At 62.8% G+C, this 19,757-nt stretch carries 17 protein-coding genes and 1 pseudogene; 8 read left to right on the top strand and 10 right to left on the bottom strand.

Annotated features, from left to right (window positions below):
* Nucleotides 1-110 precede the first annotated feature (110 nt).
* From ACMNAY_RS05380 to murD, 6 genes and pseudogenes are all read right to left on the bottom strand, one after another.
* Nucleotides 111-455, bottom strand: a pseudogene (locus tag ACMNAY_RS05380) (response regulator); the annotation flags it as partial.
* Nucleotides 456-577: 122 nt separating this feature from the next.
* Nucleotides 578-1,864 (bottom strand): cation:proton antiporter, encoded by a 1,287-nt coding sequence (locus ACMNAY_RS05375; protein WP_394976232.1) that lies wholly within the window; start codon nucleotides 1,862-1,864, stop codon nucleotides 578-580.
* A gap of 119 nt (nucleotides 1,865-1,983) precedes the next feature.
* Nucleotides 1,984-3,168: a YcxB family protein gene (locus ACMNAY_RS05370; protein ID WP_418718668.1), complete on the bottom strand. Its 1,185-nt coding sequence runs from the start codon at nucleotides 3,166-3,168 to the stop codon at nucleotides 1,984-1,986.
* 54 nt (nucleotides 3,169-3,222) lie between these two features.
* Nucleotides 3,223-4,488, bottom strand: a complete 1,266-nt coding sequence (locus tag ACMNAY_RS05365; protein WP_418718667.1) for an aminotransferase class I/II-fold pyridoxal phosphate-dependent enzyme — start codon at nucleotides 4,486-4,488, stop codon at nucleotides 3,223-3,225.
* Between the two features lie 20 nt (nucleotides 4,489-4,508).
* Complete coding sequence (locus ACMNAY_RS05360) at nucleotides 4,509-5,297, bottom strand: GNAT family N-acetyltransferase (RefSeq protein ID WP_418718666.1); 789 nt, start codon at nucleotides 5,295-5,297, stop codon at nucleotides 4,509-4,511.
* The gene (gene murD / locus ACMNAY_RS05355; protein WP_418718665.1) at nucleotides 5,294-6,685 is read right to left on the bottom strand and encodes a UDP-N-acetylmuramoyl-L-alanine--D-glutamate ligase; all 1,392 of its coding nucleotides are present in this window, start codon (nucleotides 6,683-6,685) and stop codon (nucleotides 5,294-5,296) included. Before murD ends, ACMNAY_RS05360 begins: the two co-directional genes overlap by 4 nt.
* A gap of 356 nt (nucleotides 6,686-7,041) precedes the next feature.
* Here murD and ACMNAY_RS05350 point away from each other — a divergent pair, with 356 nt between their 5' ends.
* Both ACMNAY_RS05350 and ACMNAY_RS05345 read left to right on the top strand, forming a co-directional pair.
* The gene (locus ACMNAY_RS05350) at nucleotides 7,042-8,529 is read left to right on the top strand and encodes an ABC transporter substrate-binding protein (RefSeq protein ID WP_418718664.1); all 1,488 of its coding nucleotides are present in this window, start codon (nucleotides 7,042-7,044) and stop codon (nucleotides 8,527-8,529) included.
* A gap of 17 nt (nucleotides 8,530-8,546) precedes the next feature.
* On the top strand, nucleotides 8,547-8,807 hold the full coding sequence (locus ACMNAY_RS05345; protein WP_394976238.1) for a metal-sensitive transcriptional regulator: 261 nt from the start codon (nucleotides 8,547-8,549) through the stop codon (nucleotides 8,805-8,807).
* A gap of 38 nt (nucleotides 8,808-8,845) precedes the next feature.
* On the opposite strand, the gene gltX is transcribed toward ACMNAY_RS05345, so the two are convergent.
* Nucleotides 8,846-10,297, bottom strand: coding sequence for a glutamate--tRNA ligase (gene gltX, locus ACMNAY_RS05340; RefSeq protein ID WP_418718679.1), 1,452 nt, complete (start codon nucleotides 10,295-10,297; stop codon nucleotides 8,846-8,848).
* 187 nt (nucleotides 10,298-10,484) lie between these two features.
* Here gltX and ACMNAY_RS05335 point away from each other — a divergent pair, with 187 nt between their 5' ends.
* From ACMNAY_RS05335 to ACMNAY_RS05320, 4 genes are all read left to right on the top strand, one after another.
* Complete coding sequence (locus ACMNAY_RS05335; RefSeq protein ID WP_418718663.1) at nucleotides 10,485-11,903, top strand: MBOAT family O-acyltransferase; 1,419 nt, start codon at nucleotides 10,485-10,487, stop codon at nucleotides 11,901-11,903.
* Nucleotides 11,904-11,918: 15 nt separating this feature from the next.
* Nucleotides 11,919-13,016 carry a hypothetical protein gene (locus ACMNAY_RS05330; RefSeq protein WP_418718662.1) on the top strand — a complete coding sequence of 366 codons (1,098 nt, stop codon included), beginning with the start codon at nucleotides 11,919-11,921 and terminating at the stop codon, nucleotides 13,014-13,016.
* An 82-nt stretch (nucleotides 13,017-13,098) separates the two neighbouring features.
* Nucleotides 13,099-14,106 carry a tryptophan--tRNA ligase gene (gene trpS, locus ACMNAY_RS05325; protein ID WP_418718661.1) on the top strand — a complete coding sequence of 336 codons (1,008 nt, stop codon included), beginning with the start codon at nucleotides 13,099-13,101 and terminating at the stop codon, nucleotides 14,104-14,106.
* Between the two features lie 168 nt (nucleotides 14,107-14,274).
* Nucleotides 14,275-14,517, top strand: coding sequence for an AbrB/MazE/SpoVT family DNA-binding domain-containing protein (locus ACMNAY_RS05320; protein ID WP_418718660.1), 243 nt, complete (start codon nucleotides 14,275-14,277; stop codon nucleotides 14,515-14,517).
* 67 nt (nucleotides 14,518-14,584) lie between these two features.
* Here ACMNAY_RS05320 and ACMNAY_RS05315 read toward each other — a convergent pair whose 3' ends face one another.
* Entirely contained in the window at nucleotides 14,585-15,271 is a 687-nt protein-coding gene (locus ACMNAY_RS05315; protein ID WP_394969556.1) for a helix-turn-helix domain-containing protein, read from the bottom strand.
* 357 nt (nucleotides 15,272-15,628) lie between these two features.
* Here ACMNAY_RS05315 and ACMNAY_RS05310 point away from each other — a divergent pair, with 357 nt between their 5' ends.
* Complete coding sequence (locus tag ACMNAY_RS05310) at nucleotides 15,629-16,264, top strand: histidine phosphatase family protein (protein WP_394975507.1); 636 nt, start codon at nucleotides 15,629-15,631, stop codon at nucleotides 16,262-16,264.
* A gap of 41 nt (nucleotides 16,265-16,305) precedes the next feature.
* Here ACMNAY_RS05310 and ACMNAY_RS05305 read toward each other — a convergent pair whose 3' ends face one another.
* Nucleotides 16,306-17,226, bottom strand: a complete 921-nt coding sequence (locus ACMNAY_RS05305; RefSeq protein ID WP_394975509.1) for an AEC family transporter — start codon at nucleotides 17,224-17,226, stop codon at nucleotides 16,306-16,308.
* A 182-nt stretch (nucleotides 17,227-17,408) separates the two neighbouring features.
* Between ACMNAY_RS05305 and ACMNAY_RS05300 the strand changes: the two genes are divergently transcribed.
* On the top strand, nucleotides 17,409-18,089 hold the full coding sequence (locus ACMNAY_RS05300; RefSeq protein ID WP_418718659.1) for a GntR family transcriptional regulator: 681 nt from the start codon (nucleotides 17,409-17,411) through the stop codon (nucleotides 18,087-18,089).
* Nucleotides 18,090-18,297: 208 nt separating this feature from the next.
* Here ACMNAY_RS05300 and ACMNAY_RS05295 read toward each other — a convergent pair whose 3' ends face one another.
* A complete protein-coding gene (locus ACMNAY_RS05295; protein WP_394975513.1) occupies nucleotides 18,298-19,722 on the bottom strand; it encodes a GntP family permease in 1,425 nt (474 codons plus the stop codon).
* Between the last annotated feature and the right edge of the window lie 35 nt (nucleotides 19,723-19,757).

Here is a 19,757-nt window from a genome sequence, read left to right as displayed (position 1 = left end):
CGGCCACGCCCTCTGCCGGAGCACAGGACCGACGGGAGCAGGGCCTCCCCTTCTATTTCCGCCGCCGGGTGCCCGCCGGCGCCGCCCCGGTGCAGGCTGAGCAGCAGTTCGCCCCGTTCCAGCGGGCGCAGCAGATAATCGGCGGCGCCGTAGCGCATCGCCTGCCGCACATGGGTGAACTCGGCAAAATCGTCCAGCAGGATCACCCTGCACCGCCTGCACACTGACCGGACCCGGCGCAGCACCTCGATGCCGCTGATGTCCTGCAGGCGCAGGGCGGTCAGAACGATGTCGGGATCGTGTTCCGCGGCCAGTTTCACTCCCTGCACTCCGCTGCAGGTATAGCCAATGACGGAGAACCCGTGTTCCTCCCATTGCATGAGTTCCAGCATCTCATGCAGTTTTCTCTCGCATTCATCGATCAAAAGCACTGTGATCGCTCTGCCAACGTTCATTCGCGCTCCCCCCTCTTTGCCCGAACGTTTTCTTTTCTAAACAGTATAACACACCTTTTTCCGGATGGTAAACAGAAAGGGACCCCCGGGCCTTGCGGTCCGGAGATCCCTTTTCCTTTTGCTTATTTGCCCTGACGGCGCTTTTCGCCCTCGATGAGGCGGGCAGTGACCTCGTCCACCTGCTCGGACAGCTGGAAGGTCTCGGCCAGAGTGCTCTCCTCCATGCCCTCGTAGGCGTTCTCGCCCTTGAAGGCAAGTTTCAGCATGATGGGGGTGAACACGGCGCAGCACACCACCAGGATGATGATGGGGCCGAAGAAGATGGGGTTGACGATGTTCATAGCCATGCCCTTGTTGGCCACGATCAGGGCCACCTCACCGCGGCAGGCCATGCCGCAGCCCACCTGCACGCACTGGCGGCCCTTGAAGCCGCACAGCTTCGCGCCCAGGCCGCAGCCGATGAGCTTGGAGCCGATGCCCACCACCACGAGGGCGATGGTGAACAGCAGGATCATGGCGTCCATGTTGGGCAGCTCCACGCCGATGCCCAGGTTCGCAAAGAACACAGGGGTCAGCAGCAGGTAGGCCAGCGGGGTGAACTTGCTGGCGGTGTAGGTGCCCTTGGGGGTGGTGGCCACGATCAGGCCGGCGGCAAACGCACCGATGATGTCCGCCACGCCGAACCACTCCTCGGCGGCCCAGGCCATGAAAAGGCAGAGCACGAAGGCCAGGATGGGATAGCGGCGCAGGTCGCGGTTGCGCACCTTGGTCTCATACCAGTTCAGCAGCTTGCTGACCAAAACACCCAGCACGCCGGCAAACAGGAAGAACAGAACGATCTTGGCCAGCACCAGCACGATGTTCACGTCCGCACCGGCCATGCTGGTGACCACGGTCAGGCACACCAGGCCCAGCACGTCGTCGATCAGCGCGGCGGCCAGGATGGCGTTGCCCACCTTGGTGGACAGCTTGCCCAGCTCCTTCAGGGTCTCCACGGTGATGCTCACCGAGGTGGCGGTGAGCACAACGCCCAGGAACAGATCCTGCAGGAACTTGTTGCCGGGCATGGCCAGCTCGCCGGTGTTGAAGAAGAACATCAGCCCGGTGCCCATGGCCAGCGGCACCAGCACGCCGGCCATGGCGATCACAAGGCCGGCCTTGCCGGTCTGCTTCAGTTCGTTCAGGTCGGTGCCCATGCCGGCGCTGAACATGATGACGATCACGCCCAGTTCCGCCACCTGCGACAGAAAGTCGCTGGGCTGGATGATGTTCAGAACGGCGGGGCCCATCACAAGGCCGGCCACCAGAGCGCCCACCACCTGAGGCATCTGCAGCTTGCCGGTGAGCATGCTCAGCGCCTTGGTGGCCAGCAGGATCAGCGCAAGATCCGCCAGATATCCGTAGTTCATTTTCTCTCCTCCTCATAAAAAAGAAGCGGCCCCGCCGCAAACGGGGCCGCTGCAGTCACAAAGACCTATTATACACGTTTTGTCGACAAACGCAAGGGGCACAGCGAATTTTAATGTGCTTATCGTCCGTTTTTTTGTTCTGACAGTTTCTGACGCAGGAATTCAAAGGCCTGCCGGGCCTGCTCCGGGCTTTCAAAGCCCCGCTTGGGAACCACGGTGATCATGTTGCGTTCAAAGCGCAGGAAAATGTAGGCTTCGTCCTGCGCCACCTTGTTCAGGCTGGAGTAGGGCCGGTAGCTGCACAGCACGCCGCTGGTCTCGGTGAAGCCGTTCTGGCCCAGCACCACCCAGCCGGGGGTGGCGAGGCGCTGGGTCTGCTCCCCTTCCAGCTGGCGCTTCATCGCTTTTTTCTGGCCAGCCGGGGAAAACGCGGCAAGCACCGTAACGACCAGCACCATTGCAGCTCCAAAAATCACTGCCAGAGCTGCATCACCCGCATAAATGGAACTTGCCACCTCCCAGATGCTGGCGATCAAGATCACCCACAGCAGCGCCAGCCGACCCTTGCCGATGGGATTCAGCAGCCGGTTGGCCGCGCAATAGGCAGGCCGAACTTCGCTGGGTCGAAGAATCTGGGGCACAGCGTACATCTGCACCTCCCCCTTGGGAAGAGGCGGGCAGGGCGGCAACTCTTGCCGAGTCTCAGGATAGGCCAGCTGCCGAGCCGACTGTTCGTACAGCCGAGCCTTTGCCCGGGCTGCGCATCGCTCGAACTCTGCGACGGCCGCCTGCATGGCCTCCGGTCCCTCAAAAATCGCTGCGGGCAGAAGCATCAGCCGGGCACCGCCATAAAGGTAAACCAGAATGCCCTCGGGATACTGCCTGACTTTCTGGATTACCGACGGATCGATGGCCTCCTGCCCGCCACGCCGGTTGCATACCAGTTTCTCCTCGTCCAAATGGATGCGGATCTGCCCCAGCGGAGAAAGTCCCAACTTCTTTATATTGCGCAGCCCGCGGGCCGCCGTGACATCTGCCCGGCCAGACCAGAAACAAAGGATTGCAAGCGCCAGAAACAGCAGTGTTGCAACGATGTAAATGACACCTTCGCCAGGGACAATCTCCGTGTAAAAGAAGCCGGTGTGGGTCATAGACTGCACCGCAGAAACAGCCACCCAGGCGGCAAACGCAACTGCAATAGCGCCCAGCGCCCGCATAAGGCGGCCGTAAATCTTGTTCTCACGGTAATACCAAGTATAGAGCGCCAGCGCCGCCTGTTCGGTCAGTTCAAAATTCCAATCCATCGGTTTTCCCTTCTTTCTGTTCGGCGGCGGGTGCCGCCGGTCATGTTTGTTTGCTTACAGTTCCTTGCCGAAAGCCCGCTGCACCGCCAGCAGCACTCCGGCGCGGCTGGCCGCAAGGTTCAGCCCGCCCTGGAGATAAACGGTGTAGGGTGCGCGCATCGGCCCGTCACAGCTCAGTTCGATGCTGCTGCCCAGGGTGAAAGCGCCGGCGGCCATGATGACCTGGTCAGTGTAGCCCGCCATGGCGTAGGGCTCGGGGGCAACGTAGCTGTCCACCGGGCTGCCCGCCTGCACGCCCTGGCAAAAGCCCACCAGCGCTTCGCCGGTGCCCGCCTCGAAGCTGGTGATGATGTCGTTACGGGGCTCGGTGTAGCGGGGGATGGGGTTCTTGCCCAACAGCTCCAAAAGGCAGCTGGAATAGATGCTGGTCTTCACCGCTTCGGCGGTAACGCCGGGGGCGTAGTAAAGGCCCAGGTACAGGCTGCGCAGACTGTCCAGCGTGCAGCCCAGCTCCCGGCCGGTGCCGGGGGCGGTGAGCCGGTGGCCGCACAGTTCCACCAGGTCCGCCCGGCCGGCGATGTAGCCGCCGGTGGGGGCGATGCCGCCGCCGGCGTTCTTGATGAGGCTGCCCACGATGAGGTCCGCCCCCACGCTCACCGGCTCGGCGGTCTGGGTGAAGGTGCCGTAGCAGTTGTCCACCAGCACGATGATGTCCGGGTTTGCGCTCTTTGCGGCCTGCACCACCTTGCCGATGGTCTCCAGGTCAAAGGCGGCGCGGCTGGAATAGCCCCGGCTGCGCTGCACATGGCACACTTTGGCTCCGGCGGCCTTTTTCGCGATGGTCTCATAGTCCGGCACGCCGCCCTCCAGCAGGGGCGCTTCGTCGTAGTTCACGCCGAACTCCGCCAGCGTGCCGCAGCCCTTGCCCGCGTCGCCGATGCCGATGACCCCTTCCAGGGTATCGTAGGGGCGGCCGGTGGCAGCCAGCAGGGTGTCCCCCGCCCGCAGCACGCCGAAGAGGGCCACCGCCAGCGCGTGGGTGCCCGAGAGGAAGTGGGGCCGGCAAAGGGCGTCCTCCGCCCCCGCCACCTGGGCGAAGAGGGCGTCCAGCTTGTCCCGGCCGGCGTCATCGTAGCCGTAGCCGGTGGTGCCCACCAGATGGGTGGCGGCCACCTTCTGGTCGGTGAAGGCCTTGAGCATCTTCACCTGGTTGTGGTCGCGGATGGCGTCCACCTTCTCAAAATAGGGGCGGCAGAGCTCCATGGCCTGCTTGTCCAGTTCCAGAAGGCGGGGCGAAAAATCGAAAAAATCTTCCAGCATTGTCGTATGTACAGTCCTTTTCAGTCGTTTTCAGGAGCGGCGTGACCGTAGGTCAGCCCCCGCTGTTCAAAGCCCAGTTTTTCGTAAAAGCCCTCCACGCCGGGGCGGGCCACCAGGCAGATGGCCTTCCCCTGGCCGCAAAGCTTCCGGGACAGGGCGCACACCAGCGCGCCGGCGCAGCCTTTGCCCCGGAAGGCGGGCGCAGTCTCCACCGCACTGAGCAGGGCGGCGTTTTCGGTGATGGCGTAGGCGCCGGCGGTGGCCGCCGTCACGCCCTTTTCTTCCAGCGTCCAGATTTGGGCCAGCCCCCGGTTGCGCATCGTGCAGATCTCGGAATAAAAGGTATCGGTGCTTCGGCGGTCGTGGGGGGCGGCCATGCTCTCGCCGCCCCACAAAAACTCCGTCACCCCCAGCAGGGAGGGCGCTTCGTTCAGCAGGAAGCCCTCCGGCAGCGGCCGGGCCTTCGGCCCACCCGCCGGGGCGTGAAAGACGTGAAAGACCGCGTCCTGCCGCCAGCCGGGCAGCGGGTCGGGCCGGGCGGTCTTGAGCCGCCGGGCCTGCAAAAAGTTCAGAAGCAGGGCCACTTCCTCGCCCTCGGCGCTGCCGGTGAGCAGGGCGGAAGCCCCCCGCACCGCCAAGGCGAAGGGTTCCTCCCCTTCCCCGCCGGTGTAGAACTTCCAGCCGCTGCCGGGCAGCCCGGAAAAGGCGGCGAAGCGCACCGCCGTTTCCACCGCCACCGGGTCCTGTGCGTCCCCCAGCGCCGCCTGAAAGCGGGCGGCGTCGGCGGCATTTTCCACCAAGCGGATCACAGGGCGTTCACCAGTTCCTTGAAGTGACGGCCCCGCACCTCGAAGTTGGGGTAGAGGTCGAAGCTGGCGGAGGCGGGCGAAAGGCTCACGATGTCGCCGGGTTTGGCGGCGGCGCGGGCGGCGTCCACCGCCTCCTTCATGTCCTTGGCGTGCAAGATAACAAGGCCGCTCTCGGCAAAGCCGGGGCATTCCCGCACCGCCTTTTCAATTTTGGGGCCGGTGGCGCCCATGAGCACCAGCACCTTCACGTGCTCCAGAATTTCCGGGGCCAGGGGCTCGTAGGGGATGTTCTTGTCGTAGCCACCGGCGATGATGATGATCTTTTGGTTGAAGCTGCGCAGACCGGCGATGGTGCGGGTGGGGCTGGAGGCAATGGAGTCGTTGTACCACTGCACCCCGTCCAGCAGTCGCACCGGCTCGATGCGGTGCTCCACGCCCGTGAAGGTGCGGGCGGTGTCGGCCATGGCGCTCACCGGCACCCGGCCCCACACCGCGGCGATGGCTGCCAGCAGGTTCTCGATGTTGTGCAGGCCCCGCAGCTTCACCTCGTTCTTGCTCACCACCGGGGTGACGGTGCCGTTCTCGGCCATGCAGAGCATGCCGTCGGCCCGCAGGAAGGCGCCGTTGTCGGTCTCGTGCAGGCGGGTGAACCAGCACTGGCTGCCCTTGCAGTCGGCGGCCATGGCGCGGGTGATGTCGTTCTCATAGCCCAGCACCGCCTTGCCCGCCGGGCTCTGCCACAAAAGGATGTTGCGCTTTGCGTCCACATACTCCTGCATATCCTTGTGGTGGTCCAGGTGGTTCGGGGTCACGTTGGTGACCACCGCCACGTCGGGACTCTTGCGCATGCTGATGAGCTGGAAGCTGGACAGCTCCACCACGGCTTCGTCCTCGGGTTCGATCTCCGCCAGGATGGGCAGCAGCGCCCGCCCGATGTTGCCGCCCAGATGCACCCGCTTGCCCGCTGCGGTGAGCATGGCCGCGATGAGGCTGGTGGTGGTGGTCTTGCCGTCCGAGCCGGTGACGGCGGTGATGTGGCAGGGGCAATAGTCGAAGAACAGCTCCATCTCGCTGGTCACGATGCTGCCCGCCGCCTTCGCCGCCTGCAGGGCCGGGGTGTAATACTCAAAGCCCGGGGTGCGCATGATGATCTGCTGGCCTGCAAGGCCGTTCAGATAATCTTCGCCCAGAGACAGGCCCACGCCCAGCTGCTTGAGGGTCTCGGCGTAGTCGCCGAAGTCCTCCAGCTGCTTTTTATCGCACAGGGTCACCTGGGCGCCCATGGCACAGAACTGACCGATGAGGGTCTTATGGCTGACCCCTGCACCGATGAACGCCACCTTTTTGCCCCGCAGAAACGCGGCCAGGGCTTCGCTGTTCTTCTGCATCTTCGAAACACAGCCTTTCCTTCACAAAACGTGCCGCCGGGCGGCAAAACGCCCGGGAACGGTTATCTAATTCATTATAGTCACTTTTGCGGCCCCGCGCAACCAAAGGGGCGGCGCGCAGGGCGAAAAAAGCGTGAAAATTCGCCCCGCGTTTGAATTTTCTGCAATTTTTTGATAGGATAAGAACGTATAACCTCCGGCGGCGAAAACATATCCATGTTTTGTTCGTCTTACAATAATAAAGAAAGGGGGCGCGCCCCACGAAAAAGCTCAAACTGTTTTTCCTGGCCGGCCTTGCGGCGCTGTGTCTCACCGGCTGCGGCAGCCAGATCGAATTTACCTGGGCGATGGAGCGGGTGCCCAAAAACCTTGACCCGCAGCTGGCCTGGGAGAGCCCGGAACTGATCGCGGTGACCAACCTTTACAGCGGCCTGTTCCGGCTGGACGAGACGGGCAAGCCGGTGCCCGACTGCGCCGAGAGCTACACCGTCAGCGACGACGGCCTCACCTACACCTTCACCCTGAAGGAGGGGCTGGGCTACACCGAGAACCGGGGCGACGCTTCGGACTATAAACTCACGGCGGCGGACTTTGTGTTCGGCCTGCGGCGGGTGTACCGGGCCGAGACCCGCAGCCCCTACACCGACACCTACGCCGCCATCAAAAACAGCGGCGAAGTGCTTTCGGGCGCCATGGACGAGACGGCGCTGGGGGTAAGCGCGCCGGACGAGCGCACGGTGGTCATTCAGCTGGATCAGCCGGACCCGCAGCTGCTCTACAAGCTGGCGCTGCCGGGGGCGATGCCCTGCAACGAGGCGTTTTTTGAAAGCACCGAGGGCGCCTACGGCCTGACCCGCTCCGCCACGCTGGCCAACGGCAGTTTCTACGTTTACAACTGGAACGACAACGGCCTGTTTTTGCGCCGGCCGGCAGACGGCGACGCGGTGACCGCCCTGCGTCTGGTCATCAACGCCACCGGCCAGTCCGCCGATTCCAGCGGCAGTTCCGCCTCCGCCGTGCAGACGCTGTGGGGCGAGGCGCTGGTGAAAGAGGGCGGAGCCACCGCGGCTCTGAGCGAGACTCTCACCGCCGAGGGGCTGGATTCCATCCCCTATACCGCCACCACCTGGGTGCTGCTGTTCAACTGCGGCGACGAGACGCTGGCGCAGCCCCTCATCCGCCAGGCGCTCACGGCCAGCGCCCTCTCCGCGCCGGTGGAACTGCCGGAGGGCTTTGAGGCCGCCGACGGCCTCATCCCCCCCGCCGTGACCGTGCAGGGCGAAAACTACCGGGAGGCGGCAGGCAGCATCCGGCCCTCCTTCGGCAGCGCCTCCGATCTGTGCCGGGAGGGGCTCGCCGCGCTGGGCGTTTCCCGTTTTGAAAACATCACCCTGCTGGCCCCGGAGGGCGACGGCTACCTGCAGCTGGCCCAGAGCGTGAATCAGCAGTGGCAGAAGGAGCTGGGCGCCTATTCCGCTTACTTCCCGGTGAAGCAGCTCTCTCTGGAAGATCTGAACGCCCGGGTAGCGTCGGGAGACTACCAGATCGCCCTGCTGCCTCTCTCCCTTTCCAGCGACTCCGCCGCCCAGCTGCTGGGCGAGACCGCCGGTCTTGCCGCCTGGAACGACAGCGGCTGGCAGAACCAGCTGGCGGCCCTGTTTGCCGACGGCACCCACACCGCCGCCGACGCCGCCGCGCTGGAGCGCGGCCTGCTGGAGAGCGCCTGCGCCGCGCCCCTCTGGTTCCAGACCAAAGCCCTGCTGGTGCAGCCGGGGGTGGAGGGGCTGGTGTTCCGGCCCTTCGGCCCGGTGCTGGACGTCACCGGGGCTTCCATCCCCCAATGACAAAGGAGGACATCTGTATGGATTGCAAACATTCCGCCGACGTGAACCGCCGTCTGGCCCGCATCAGCGGCCAGGTGAACGGCATCCGGGAGATGGTGAACGAGGGCCGCCCCTGCGACGAACTGCTCATCCAGCTTTCCAGCGTGAGCAGCGCCGTGACCCAGGTGGCGAAGCTCATCCTCACCGAGCATCTGACCCACTGCGTTTTGCCCGACTGCGACGAGGAAACGCTGGCCAGCCTGGAAGAGGCCATCGACCAGTTCGCAAAGCTGAAATAAAAAAATCCGCTCCCTTCGGGGAGCGGATTTTTTGTTTGTTACAGGGCGGCCAGGGCGGCGTTCAGGCGGGCGAGGGTCTCCTCTCTGCCCAGCATGGCGGCCAGGTCGGTGCCGCCGCCGGGGGTGCGCTGCTTGCCGGAGAGGGCGATGCCCAGCGGATAGAGCAGCCAGCCGTTCTTGACCTCCATCTGCTCGGCCAGGGTCTTGCAGGCCTCGAAGATGGCGTCCTTGTTCCAGCTGTCCAGGCCTTCCAGCACCGGCTTCAGGGCTTCCAGTGCGGTCTTGGCGGTCTCGGGAGTGGTTTTCTGCTTCTTGTTGGCGTAGAGTTCGGGCCCGAAGGGCAGAACCGCGTCGAAGAAGTCCAGCTGCTCGGGGATCTCGCCCAGCACCTCGCAGCGGGGCTGAAGGTTCGCGCACAGCAGGTCGCGGTCGATGGGGCGGTGCACCGCCTGGTCGATCCAGGGATCGGCCATCTTGCGGAACTGCTCCGGGGTCAGGCGGCGGATGTACTCGGCGTTGATGGCCCGCAGCTTCAGCGGATCAAAGATGGCCGGGCTCTTGCTGATGCCGCTCTCGTCGAAGATCTTGCACATCTCTTCCAGAGTGAAGATCTCCTGCTCACCCTTGGGGCTCCAGCCCAGCAGCAGGATGTAGTTCAGAATGGCCTCGCTGAGGTAGCCCTTGGCCACCAGATCCTGATAGGAGGCGTCGCCGTTGCGCTTGGACAGCTTGGCGTGGGCGTCCTTCATCACCGGCGGGCAGTGGATGTACACCGGCACGGGCCAGCCGAAGGCCTGGTAGAGCAGGTTGTACTTGGGCGCGCTGGACAGATACTCCGAACCGCGGATGACGTGGGTGATGCCCATCAGATGGTCGTCCACCACGTTGGCGAAGTTGTAGGTGGGCATGCCGTCCGCCTTGATGAGGATCTGGTCCTCCAGCTCGGCGTTGTTCACCTCGATGTGGCCATAGACCGCGTCGTCAAAGCCGGTGATGCCTTCGGTGGGGCACTTCTGGCGGATGACGTAGGGAGTGCCCGCCGCCAGCTTTTCCGCCACCTCTTCGGGGCTTAAGTTCCGGCAGTGGCGGTCGTAGTGGCCCACCGCCTCGCCGGCGGCTTTCTGCTGCTCGTGCAGCTGCTCCAGCCGCTCGGTGGTGCAGAAGCAGTAGTAGGCCTTGCCCTCTTTCACCAGCTGCTCGGCATACTGCTTGAACATGCCCATGCGCTCGCTCTGGACATAGGGGCCCACCGGGCCGCCCACGTCGGGGCCTTCGTCCCAGGTGAGGCCGGTCTGGCGCAGGGTGTTGTAGATGATGTCCACCGCGCCGTCCACATAGCGGCCCTGGTCGGTGTCCTCGATGCGGAGGATAAACACGCCGTCGGGGGCGCTGCGGGCCTTGAGATAGGCATAGAGGGCGGTGCGCAGGTTGCCCACGTGCATGTAGCCCGTGGGGCTGGGGGCAAATCGGGTGCGGACAGAATTGTTCAACATAGTGCGGATACTCCTTTGAACCGGCGGCGCCGCGCGGCCCGCCGGGCTTGTCTTTGTTTCATTCTAATCGCTCAAAGCGCCTTTGTCAATTTCCCGATTTGCAAAGAGGGCTTCTTTTTCTTATAATAGGTATATTCCCGTGCGGCCCGCCGGGCCGACCCTCACGACAACAGGAGTTTTACCCATGAATTTTCTCTCTTTTTCCTTTGTGGGCTTCGGCATCGTGCTGTTCGCCCTCTGGTGGGCGCTGCCTGCCCGGCTGCGTTTCTGGGCGCTGGCGGCGGCCAACGTCTACTTCGCCCTCAGCTTCGGGCTGCAGGCGCTGACGGCGCTGGCGCTCATCACCGCTGCGGGCTGGCTTTGCGGACTTTGGATGGCCCACGGCGGCGGAAAAGCCGCGCTGACGGTGGGCGTGCTGGCGGGCGTGCTGCCTCTGGCGGGCTATAAATACCTGCCGGCGCTGGCGGGCCGCTGGGAGGCGCTGGCCGCCTTTTCCGGTCTGCTCATGCCGGTGGGCATCAGCTTCTTCGTGTTCAAGAACATCACCTACCTTGTGGCGGTGTATAAAGGGAATCTCCCCACCGAGAAGAATCCGGTCTGCTGCTTTGCCTACACCGGCTTTTTCGCCCAGCTCACCAGCGGGCCCATCCAGAGGGCGGAAAGCCTTCTGCCCCAACTGAAAGACCCGCCCGCCTTTGACCGGGCGCTGGCGCTGAACGGCTGTGTGCGGTTGTGCTGGGGCCTGTTTTTGAAAAAGTGCCTGGCGGACCACTTTGCCGCCCACTACAACGCCCTCTACCAGCCCAACCACTACTACGGTCTGGGCATTCTGTGGTCGCTGGCTGCCTATTCCCTCTACATCTACTTCGATTTCGCCAGCTACTCCCAGCTGGCCATCGGCGTGGCGAACCTGTTGGGGCTGCGCTGTGAGGAGAACTTCCTGAGCCCCTATCTCTCCCGCAGCGTGGGCGAGTTCTGGCGGCGCTGGCACATCAGCCTTTCCAGCTTCCTGCGGGACTACATCTACATCCCCCTGGGCGGCAGCCGCAACGGCGTGGCGGTGCTCGTTCTTGCCACCATGGTCACCTTCCTGGTCTCCGGCGCGTGGCACGGCGCGGCGCTGGGCTTCGTGGTCTGGGGCGCGCTCCACGGGCTTTATCTGCTGGCAGGGCGGGCCACCCGCGGTGTGCGGGAGAAGGCCTGGGGCCTTCTGCGCCAGAAAAAGGACAGCCCGCTGCGCAGCGTCGTGAGCTGGGCGGTCACGCTGGTGCTGGTGTGCTTTGCGTGGATCTTCTTCTTCAGCGGCGACGTGAGCCAGGTGCGCCTGCTGATGGACTACCTGCTGCAGCCCATCCCCTTCAGTTTGCAGTATGTGAAGGAGAGCTTCACCCAGCTGGGCTACACCACCGCCATCCTCTTCCGGCTGGGTTTGTTCACCCTGGCGGCTTTCGGGGTGGACTTTGCCGCCCGCAAGGAGGGCTTCGGCCGCTGGGCCGAGGCGCGCAAAGGCTGGGTGCAGGTGCTTTTCTGCTACGGGTGCATCTTTGCCACCCTGTTCTGGGGCGCGGCGGGCACGCTGCAGAACATCTATTTCCAGTTTTAAAAGGAGGCGCGGGATTTGAAACGTTTTCTCTGCATCGTGGCGCTGTTCCTCGCGCCCGTCTTTCTGTTCATTGGCCTCTTTGCCGGGGCCATCTACGCCAGCGGCGAATGGCGCACCGAAGAGGAGATCGCCGCGCGGGTGGCGGCGGGTGAGCCGGCCTTTATGGGCCTGGCCTACCGGGACAACACCCGCTACTACAAACACCTTGTGGCCAATGAGCTGGGGGCCGACCTGCTGGTGCTGGGCACCAGCAGAAGCATGCAGTTCCACAGCGAGTTTTTCACCACCGACAGCTTCTACAACGCCGGCGGCGGCGCGGGCTACGTGAATGAGTTCCAGTATTTTCTGGAACAACTGGACGAGGACAAACTGCCCTCCACCCTCATCATGGTGCTGGACCAGAACTTTTTCAATCAGGCCTGGGTGGGCACCGGCAGCATGCCGGAGTTCTTCGACTACAACCACTATGATTTCTCCTGGAAATCGGCGCTGCCCGAGGCCATCCGCGGCTGGGCCCAGGGCAAGTTCACCCTGCGCAGCGCCTACTCCGCCCACCCGAACGTCTACGGCATGGCCGCCATTGGCCGGGGCAGCGGCTACAACGCCGACGGCAGTTACTGCTACGGCTCCCTGCTGGACCACCCGGAGACCGGCACCGACGTGGGCTTCCACGACACCTATGACCGCATCCTGAAGGGCACCGACCGCTTTGAGTTTGGCGAGTATGTCTACGAACCCAGCACCCTTGCCATCCAGTCGCTGCTGGCCTTTTGCAACGATCACGAGATCGAAGTGGTGCTGATCGTGCCGCCCTACGCCCCCAGCGTTTATGAGCGGATGGTGGAAAGCGGCAACTACGGTTACTTCGACTGGATCATGCCCGTCCTCACCGAGCTGTGCGAGCCCTACGGATATGAGGTGTACGATTTCTCCTACATGCCTGACACGCTGGACGAAGAATATGTGGACGGCTACCACGGCAGCGACCGGGTCTACGCCCGCCTTGCGCTGCATCTGGCCGAGGAGAGCGAGACGCTGGCCGGCCTTATCGACACCGACTATCTGAACGCGGCCCTGGCCCCTTCTTCCAGCCCGCTGCGGCTGGCCCAATAACACCCTTGCGCCGCCCTTTCGGCGGGTATATAATGAATAACGATCTTCCGGGCACGCCCGGCGCAGAATTGAGGTTTTAGCAATGAGCGAACAAATCGAGCGCAAAAAGCGCATTCTTTCCGGCATCCAGCCCACCGGCACTTTCACCCTGGGCAACTACATCGGGGCCGTCCGCAACTGGGGCAGCCTGCAGGAGGACTTTGAGTGCCTGTACATGGTGGCCGACCTGCACTCGCTGACCGTGCGTCAGGAGCCTGCGGCCCTGCGCCGCCAGACCCGGGAGGCCGCCGCCATGCTGCTGGCCGCCGGCATCGACCCCAAGGTGAGCCTGCTGTTCGTGCAGAGCCATGTGCCCGCCCATGTGCAGCTGAGCTGGGTGCTCAGCTGCAACACCCAGTTCGGTGAGCTGTCCCGCATGACCCAGTTCAAGGACAAGAGCGCCAAACACGCCGACAACGTGAACGCCGGCCTGTTCACCTACCCCGCCCTGATGGCCGCGGACATCCTTGTTTACAACGCGGATCTGGTGCCCGTGGGTGTGGATCAGAAGCAGCATCTGGAGCTGGCCCGCAACGTGGCCCAGCGGTTCAACAACCTCTACAGCCCCACCTTCACCCTGCCCGAGCCCTACATCGCCAAGACCGGCGCCAAGATCATGAGCCTGCAGGAGCCGGACAAGAAGATGAGCAAGAGCGACACCAACGTGAACAGCTTCATTCTGATGACCGACGACGCCGACACCATCCTGCGCAAGTTCAAGCGCGCCGTGACCGACAGCGACGGCGTGGTTCGCGCCGGCGACGATAAGCCCGGCGTGACCAACCTGATGAGCATCTACGCCAGCCTCACCGGCAAGACCTTCGCCGACATCGAGAAGGAGTTCGAGGGCCAGGGCTACGGCGTGTTCAAGGAAGCGGTGGCCGGCAGCGTCATCGACGCCTTCCGCCCCATCCAGACCGAGTACGCCCGCATCCTGGCGGACAAGGAATATCTGGACGGCGTGCTGAAAGAAGGCGCCGCCGCCGCCAGCCGCATCGCCGACCGCATGGTGGCCAAGGTCTACAAGAAAGTGGGCCTGGTACAGCTGTAAACCCCGCTGTTTCGCCGCGCTCCCCAAGGGAGCGCGGTTTTTGTTCACAAAAATTTCTCATTATTCCATTTTTGCCATATATTGACATTTTGCTCCTTTCGCGGTATAATTGTGTCACAAATTTCCTGAACGTATAAGTCTATTCCCGCGAAAAAAAGGAGAAATACCATGAAATCCACCGGTATCGTGCGCAAGATCGACGGTCTGGGCCGGGTGGTGCTGCCCATTGAGCTGCGCCGCTTGATGAACCTGGAGGAAAACGCCGCCCTGGAGATCTTTGTGGACGGGGACGAGATCGTGCTGAAGAAGTACCAGCCGGCCTGCATCTTCTGCGGTGAGGCCAAAGGCGTGGTGGCCTTTGAAGGCCGCAACATCTGTCCCGCCTGCCGCAAAAAGATCGGCAGCCTGTGACCCATCGCTTTGCAAAAGAAAACGGCCCCCTGCCCGGCGTGCGGGCAGGAGGCCGTTGTTGCTTTGTTCAGCGCACCCGGTCAATGCGCCCCTCGCTGTTCTTGATGAGGTTGAACAGGCTGGTGGCGTAGAGCGGGTAGTCCTTGGAAAGGCTCTCGGTGGTCATGGCAAAGCAGGAGGTGTCTTTCAGGGCCGGGCCGTTGCCCATGTTCTCGCCGTCCAGCGCGGCCTTCACATTGGCCTGGGCCGTGCTCATGGCGGCGGCGGAATAGCCCTGCCAGCGTCCCGGGCTCACCCGGAACAGGCTCTCGGCGTTCTTGGGAGCCGAAGCGTAGAGCAGGCGGAACATGTTGTAGACCGCCAGCATCAGATAGGCGCTCACCTCGCTCACCAGGCCCTTGTCCGGGCAGGCGGCCAGCTTGCTGAACAGGATGTTCAGGCTGTTGGAGATGAGCTTTTTGTTCAGCGTGGGCAGCACGCTGCCCTTGTAGACGCTGTCCTTCGCGGTCTCGGGATTGGGGATCTCCTCCACCGTGAGGGTCAGGCCGCTGCGGTCGGCGCTGCGGCCCAGAAGATAATCGCAGGATACGTCGTAGTAATCCGCCACCCGCACCACAAAGTCCAGGCCGCACTCACGGATGCCCTTCTCATAGTGGGACAGCAGCGCCTGGGACACCCCCAGCTCTGCCGCGGCCTGTTTCTGCGTGATGCCCCGCTCCTTGCGAAGAAGGGTGATGATGCGATTGAATTCCATGATATCCTGCTCCCTGTCATTACTCCGGCCGCCCGCCGCGCCGCCGGCCCGTTCAATGCCGCAAAGGGCATAACAGCGCGGTTTGCGGGCACTTTTCGCCCGCCGGGGGCCATTACACATCGTAAATTATAAATCAGCGAAAACGCGTTGTAAATACGAAATTCGCCAAATTCCCCCAGCCTTTTTCGTGGGATTTGTCCATGCTTGACTTTAAAAACTATATGTACGATAATGATGCCGGGCTCTTTTCTAAATATAGTGTTTGCCCGCGCTGAAACATTCCTGTTTGTTACTATTTTGTAATATATTCAACGCCATGTGCGCCCCGAAAACGGGCGCGGGAAGGATGACGACAACGTGAAGACTTTTAAACTGCATCTGATCCGCCACGGGCTGACCCGGGGCAACCTGGAAGGGCTGTATGTGGGCGGCGGCACCGACCTGCCCCTGTGCGACGAGGGCCGCCACGACCTGGAGGTCTTTAAGAGCCGCTTTGTCTACCCCGCGCCGGACACGGTGTTCACCTCACCCCTGGCCCGTGCGGTGGAAACGGCGGATCTGCTCTTCCCCGCTGCCAGCCATCGGCTGGTGGTGCCCCAGCTGCGGGAGGCGAACTTCGGCGTGTTCGAAGGGCGCAAAATGGAAGAGCTGGTGAAGGACCCGGAATTCGCCCGCTGGATGGACCCCACCCCCGGCTTTGTGCCCGAGGGAGCGGAGCCCACAAAGGAGTTCCACGCCCGCTGCGCCGACACGCTGCACAAGCTGCTGGAATACATGATCCGCTCGGAGGTCACCGAGGCCGCCTGCGTCACCCACGGCGGCGTCATCATGAGCATGCTGGCCCAGAGCGCCCTGCCCCGCCGCCCGGCGGAGCAGTGGATGGCCGATCCCGGCTGCGGCTACACCGTGCAGACTGACGTAGCCATGTGGATGCGGGACGAGCTGGTGGAGGCGGTGGCCATCCAGCCTGCGGGCTACATGGACGAAGAATAAAAAAAGGCCGGCTGTCTTAGCCGGCCTTTTTCTTCTGTTTTTCAGGCCACGCCCAAAACGGCCAGCACCACAAGCATACCCACCACACCGCAGAGGATGGTGATGGAGTTGATGCAGCTGGTAAGGCCGGCGTCGCCGCCGCACTTTGCCGTGAAGGCCGGCGAGATCACCGAGGCGGGAGCGAAGGCCATCACCGCCAGGACCTGGCGGATCTCCAGCGGCAGGGGCACAAAGATGTACATCGCCGCGGCCAGCAGCACCGCCGCCGTCAGCCGGATGCCCACCACCTGGCCCACCCGGCGCAGGTACTCGGGGCGCAGGTCCAGATCGAACATGGCGCCGATCATCAGCATGGCCACGAAGGGGTTCGCCGCCGAGATGGGGCTGATGAACTCCACCAGCGCACCGGGCAGCTGCACACCGGCCATCACCAGCACCAGCATGGTGACATAGGTGACAAAGGGCACCGAACTGCCCAGCTTTTTCAACACATCCACCGGGCGCAGGGGCTTGTCCCCCACATGGAGCACGCCGCTGGCCCAGGCATAGCTGCCGCCGGTGCAGATGATGGCGTTGCCCACGTCGAACAGACAGGCGGCCACCACGCCCTCCGGCCCAAGGTAGCTCTGGACAAAGGGCAGCGCGAAGGCGCCGATGTTGTAGCCCGGGCAGTTGATCATGAACAGCGCCCGCTCGCCGGGTGCCTTGCCCCGGCCGATGAACTGGCCCAGCAGCATCATGGCGCAGCAGATGCCAAACCCCAGCAGCGGCAGCAGCAAAAGGCTGGAACGCCACTCCATGGAGGCAAAGTTTGTAATGACCGCCGCGGGCAGCGTGACGCACAGCACCACCTGGGTAAGCACCCTGTAATCCTGTTTGCCAAACACGCCGATCCGCTTGAGGAAATAGCCCAATGCGAGAATAAACACATAGGACGCGGAATGCTGCAGCACCTCTGCCACTTGTTCGTCAACCCCTTCTTTTTCTGTTGCGGCCCGGGCCGCACTCTTGTTAACGTATCACAAACCGGCCGAAAACGCCAGCGGCCACACAAAAAAAATCTTTTTTTGGCAATGGTCACAAAAATATGCAACTATGGTATAATAGTAGCTGAAAGATTACCCCCACGTGGGAGATGTGCTGTATGTTTGGGAAAGAAAACGCTGTGGTGAATATCCGCACGCAGGTCTACAACGCCATCAAGGAGAACATCTGCGACGGCCGCTACGAGCCCGGCCAGCGGCTGAACGAAGTGGAGCTGGCACGCTCGCTGAGCGTCAGCCGCAGCCCGGTGCGGGAGGCTCTGCGCCGTCTTGCGGCGGACGGCCTGGTGGTGGAATTGCCCAACCGGGGCGTTTTCGTGCGCGAGTTCACCCCTCAGGACATCCAGGAGATCTTTGACGTGCGCGTGCTTTTGGAAAGCTACTGCATCCAGCGCTCGGTGCAGTTCATGACCACCGAGCACAAGCAGGAGCTGATGCGCTGCCTGGACCAGATCACCTATTACCACGAGCGGCAGGATATGAAAAAGCACATCGAGGCGGACTTTCAGCTGCACATGCTCATCATCCGCATCGGCGGCAACCGGCTGGTGGAGGATATGTATCAGCGCATCTCCTCCCAGGTCCAGCAGTTCCGCATCTACTCGCTGGAGTCAAAGCGCCGCTTCCGCGAATCGCTGGTGGAGCACACCACCGTCGTCCACTGCCTGCTCACCGGCAACGTGGAAGAGGCGGACCGGGTGAACCGCCGCCATCTGGAGCTGGCGCGGGACAAGATCAACGAATATCTCATCAGCAAACAGACCCATCAGCCTCTGGAATAAGGCTTTTCCGAAACACAGGGATGCGCCCGGTACGCCGCTCAATCGGCAGCGTGCCGGGCGCTTTTTCTGCCAAAATGGCCAGTCCCCCGCTCAAGGTTTTTGCAAGCCCTTGAGCGGGGGACCGGCGCGTATTACACATTCCCGTTTGCCGCTTTTTTACGTCGCGCGCGGCCGCCGCGCACGGCAAGCTGTTTCACGGTGAAAAACCTTAGTGAATGAAGATGCTGGCGATGATCAGAACGATACCGCCCACCACGGGCACCAGGATGGAGCCGATGGTCCAGGTCTTCAGGCTGGTCTTGATGTCCATGCCGCTGAAGTTGGTGACCACGTGGAAGTAGCTATCATTCAGGAAGGAGGGGCACATGGCGGTCATGCAGATGGCCAGGCCCGCGATGTAGGGGTTGATGCCCAGGGTGGCGACCATCGGGGCCACAATGGCGGAGCCGGTGATCATAGCGGTGGTACCGCTGCCCTGGGGGAAGCGCATGATGGTGCCGATGAGCAGGGGCACCAGAACGCCGGGGATGCCAACAGCCACGATGCCGTCAGCCATGATCTGGGCAGCGCCGGTAGCCTTGACGACAGCGCCCAGGGCGCCGCCGGCGGCGGTGATCATCACGATGGGGCCGGCGTCCTTCAGGGCGTCGTTCATCATGCCAACAACGGTCTTGTTGTCCAGGTCGCGTGCCAGGACGAAGGCGCCCAGGCACAGGGCCACGAACAGAGCGATAACAGGGTTGCCCAGGAAGGTGACGACCTGGCCGATGACAGTGCCGGCGAGGGCGGTCTGGCCCACGACGGTGTTGGCAAGGATCAGCACAACGGGCAGCAGCAGGATGGTGAAGCTGATGCCGGCGCCGGGCAGCTTCTCGGTGCTCAGCAGCTCTTCAAAGTCGGAGTTTTCCAGCTCCTTGCCGGCCTTGATCTTGGCGTCGATCTTGTCCAGAACGGCCAGCTGGGCGTCGGTGTACTTGGAGCGGTCGATCTCGTAGGGAACCACGAAGTCGGGGTACTTGTTGCCGAACCAGCGGAACAGGAACACGGAGAAGATGAACACAGGAACAGACAGCAGCAGGCCGAAGATGATGAACATGCCAAGGTCAACGGCCAGGCCTTCCTGCTGGAAGGTGCTCACAACGGCCAAGGGGCCGGGGGTGGGGGGAACCAGGAAGTGGGTGATGTACAGGCCCATGCCCAGGATGCCGCCCAGGCCGACCATGGACTTCTTGGTCAGACGGCTGAACTCTTTGGCCAGGCTGGACAGGATCACGAAGCCGGAGTCACAGAACACGGGGATGGACACCACGAAACCGGTGAGGCCCAGCACCACGTCGGCCCGCTTCACGCCGACCAGTTTCAGAATGGTCAGCGCCATGCGTTTGGCCGCGCCGCTTTTTTCCAGGAAGATACCCATGATGCAGCCGAAGCCGATCACGATGCCGATGCTGGTCATGGTGCCGCCAAAGCCGGCAGTGACCATGCCGATGGACTCGCTGAAGGTGATGCCCTCAGACAGAACAGCGATCAGGATTGCAGAGATGATCAGCGAGGGGAACGCGTGCATGCGGGTGAAAATAATAAGACCCATCATCACGACAACGCCGATCAGCATTGCCAATACTGGATTCATACGATTCACTCCTTCTCAAAGTTAACGGGATACGT

This window comes from Candidatus Allofournierella merdipullorum (assembly GCF_048426865.1).
Classification (GTDB): Bacteria; Bacillota; Clostridia; order Oscillospirales; family Ruminococcaceae; genus Allofournierella_A; species Allofournierella_A merdipullorum.
Note: the sequence above shows the minus strand (reverse complement) of the source record. Positions and strands in the feature narration are given on the sequence as shown.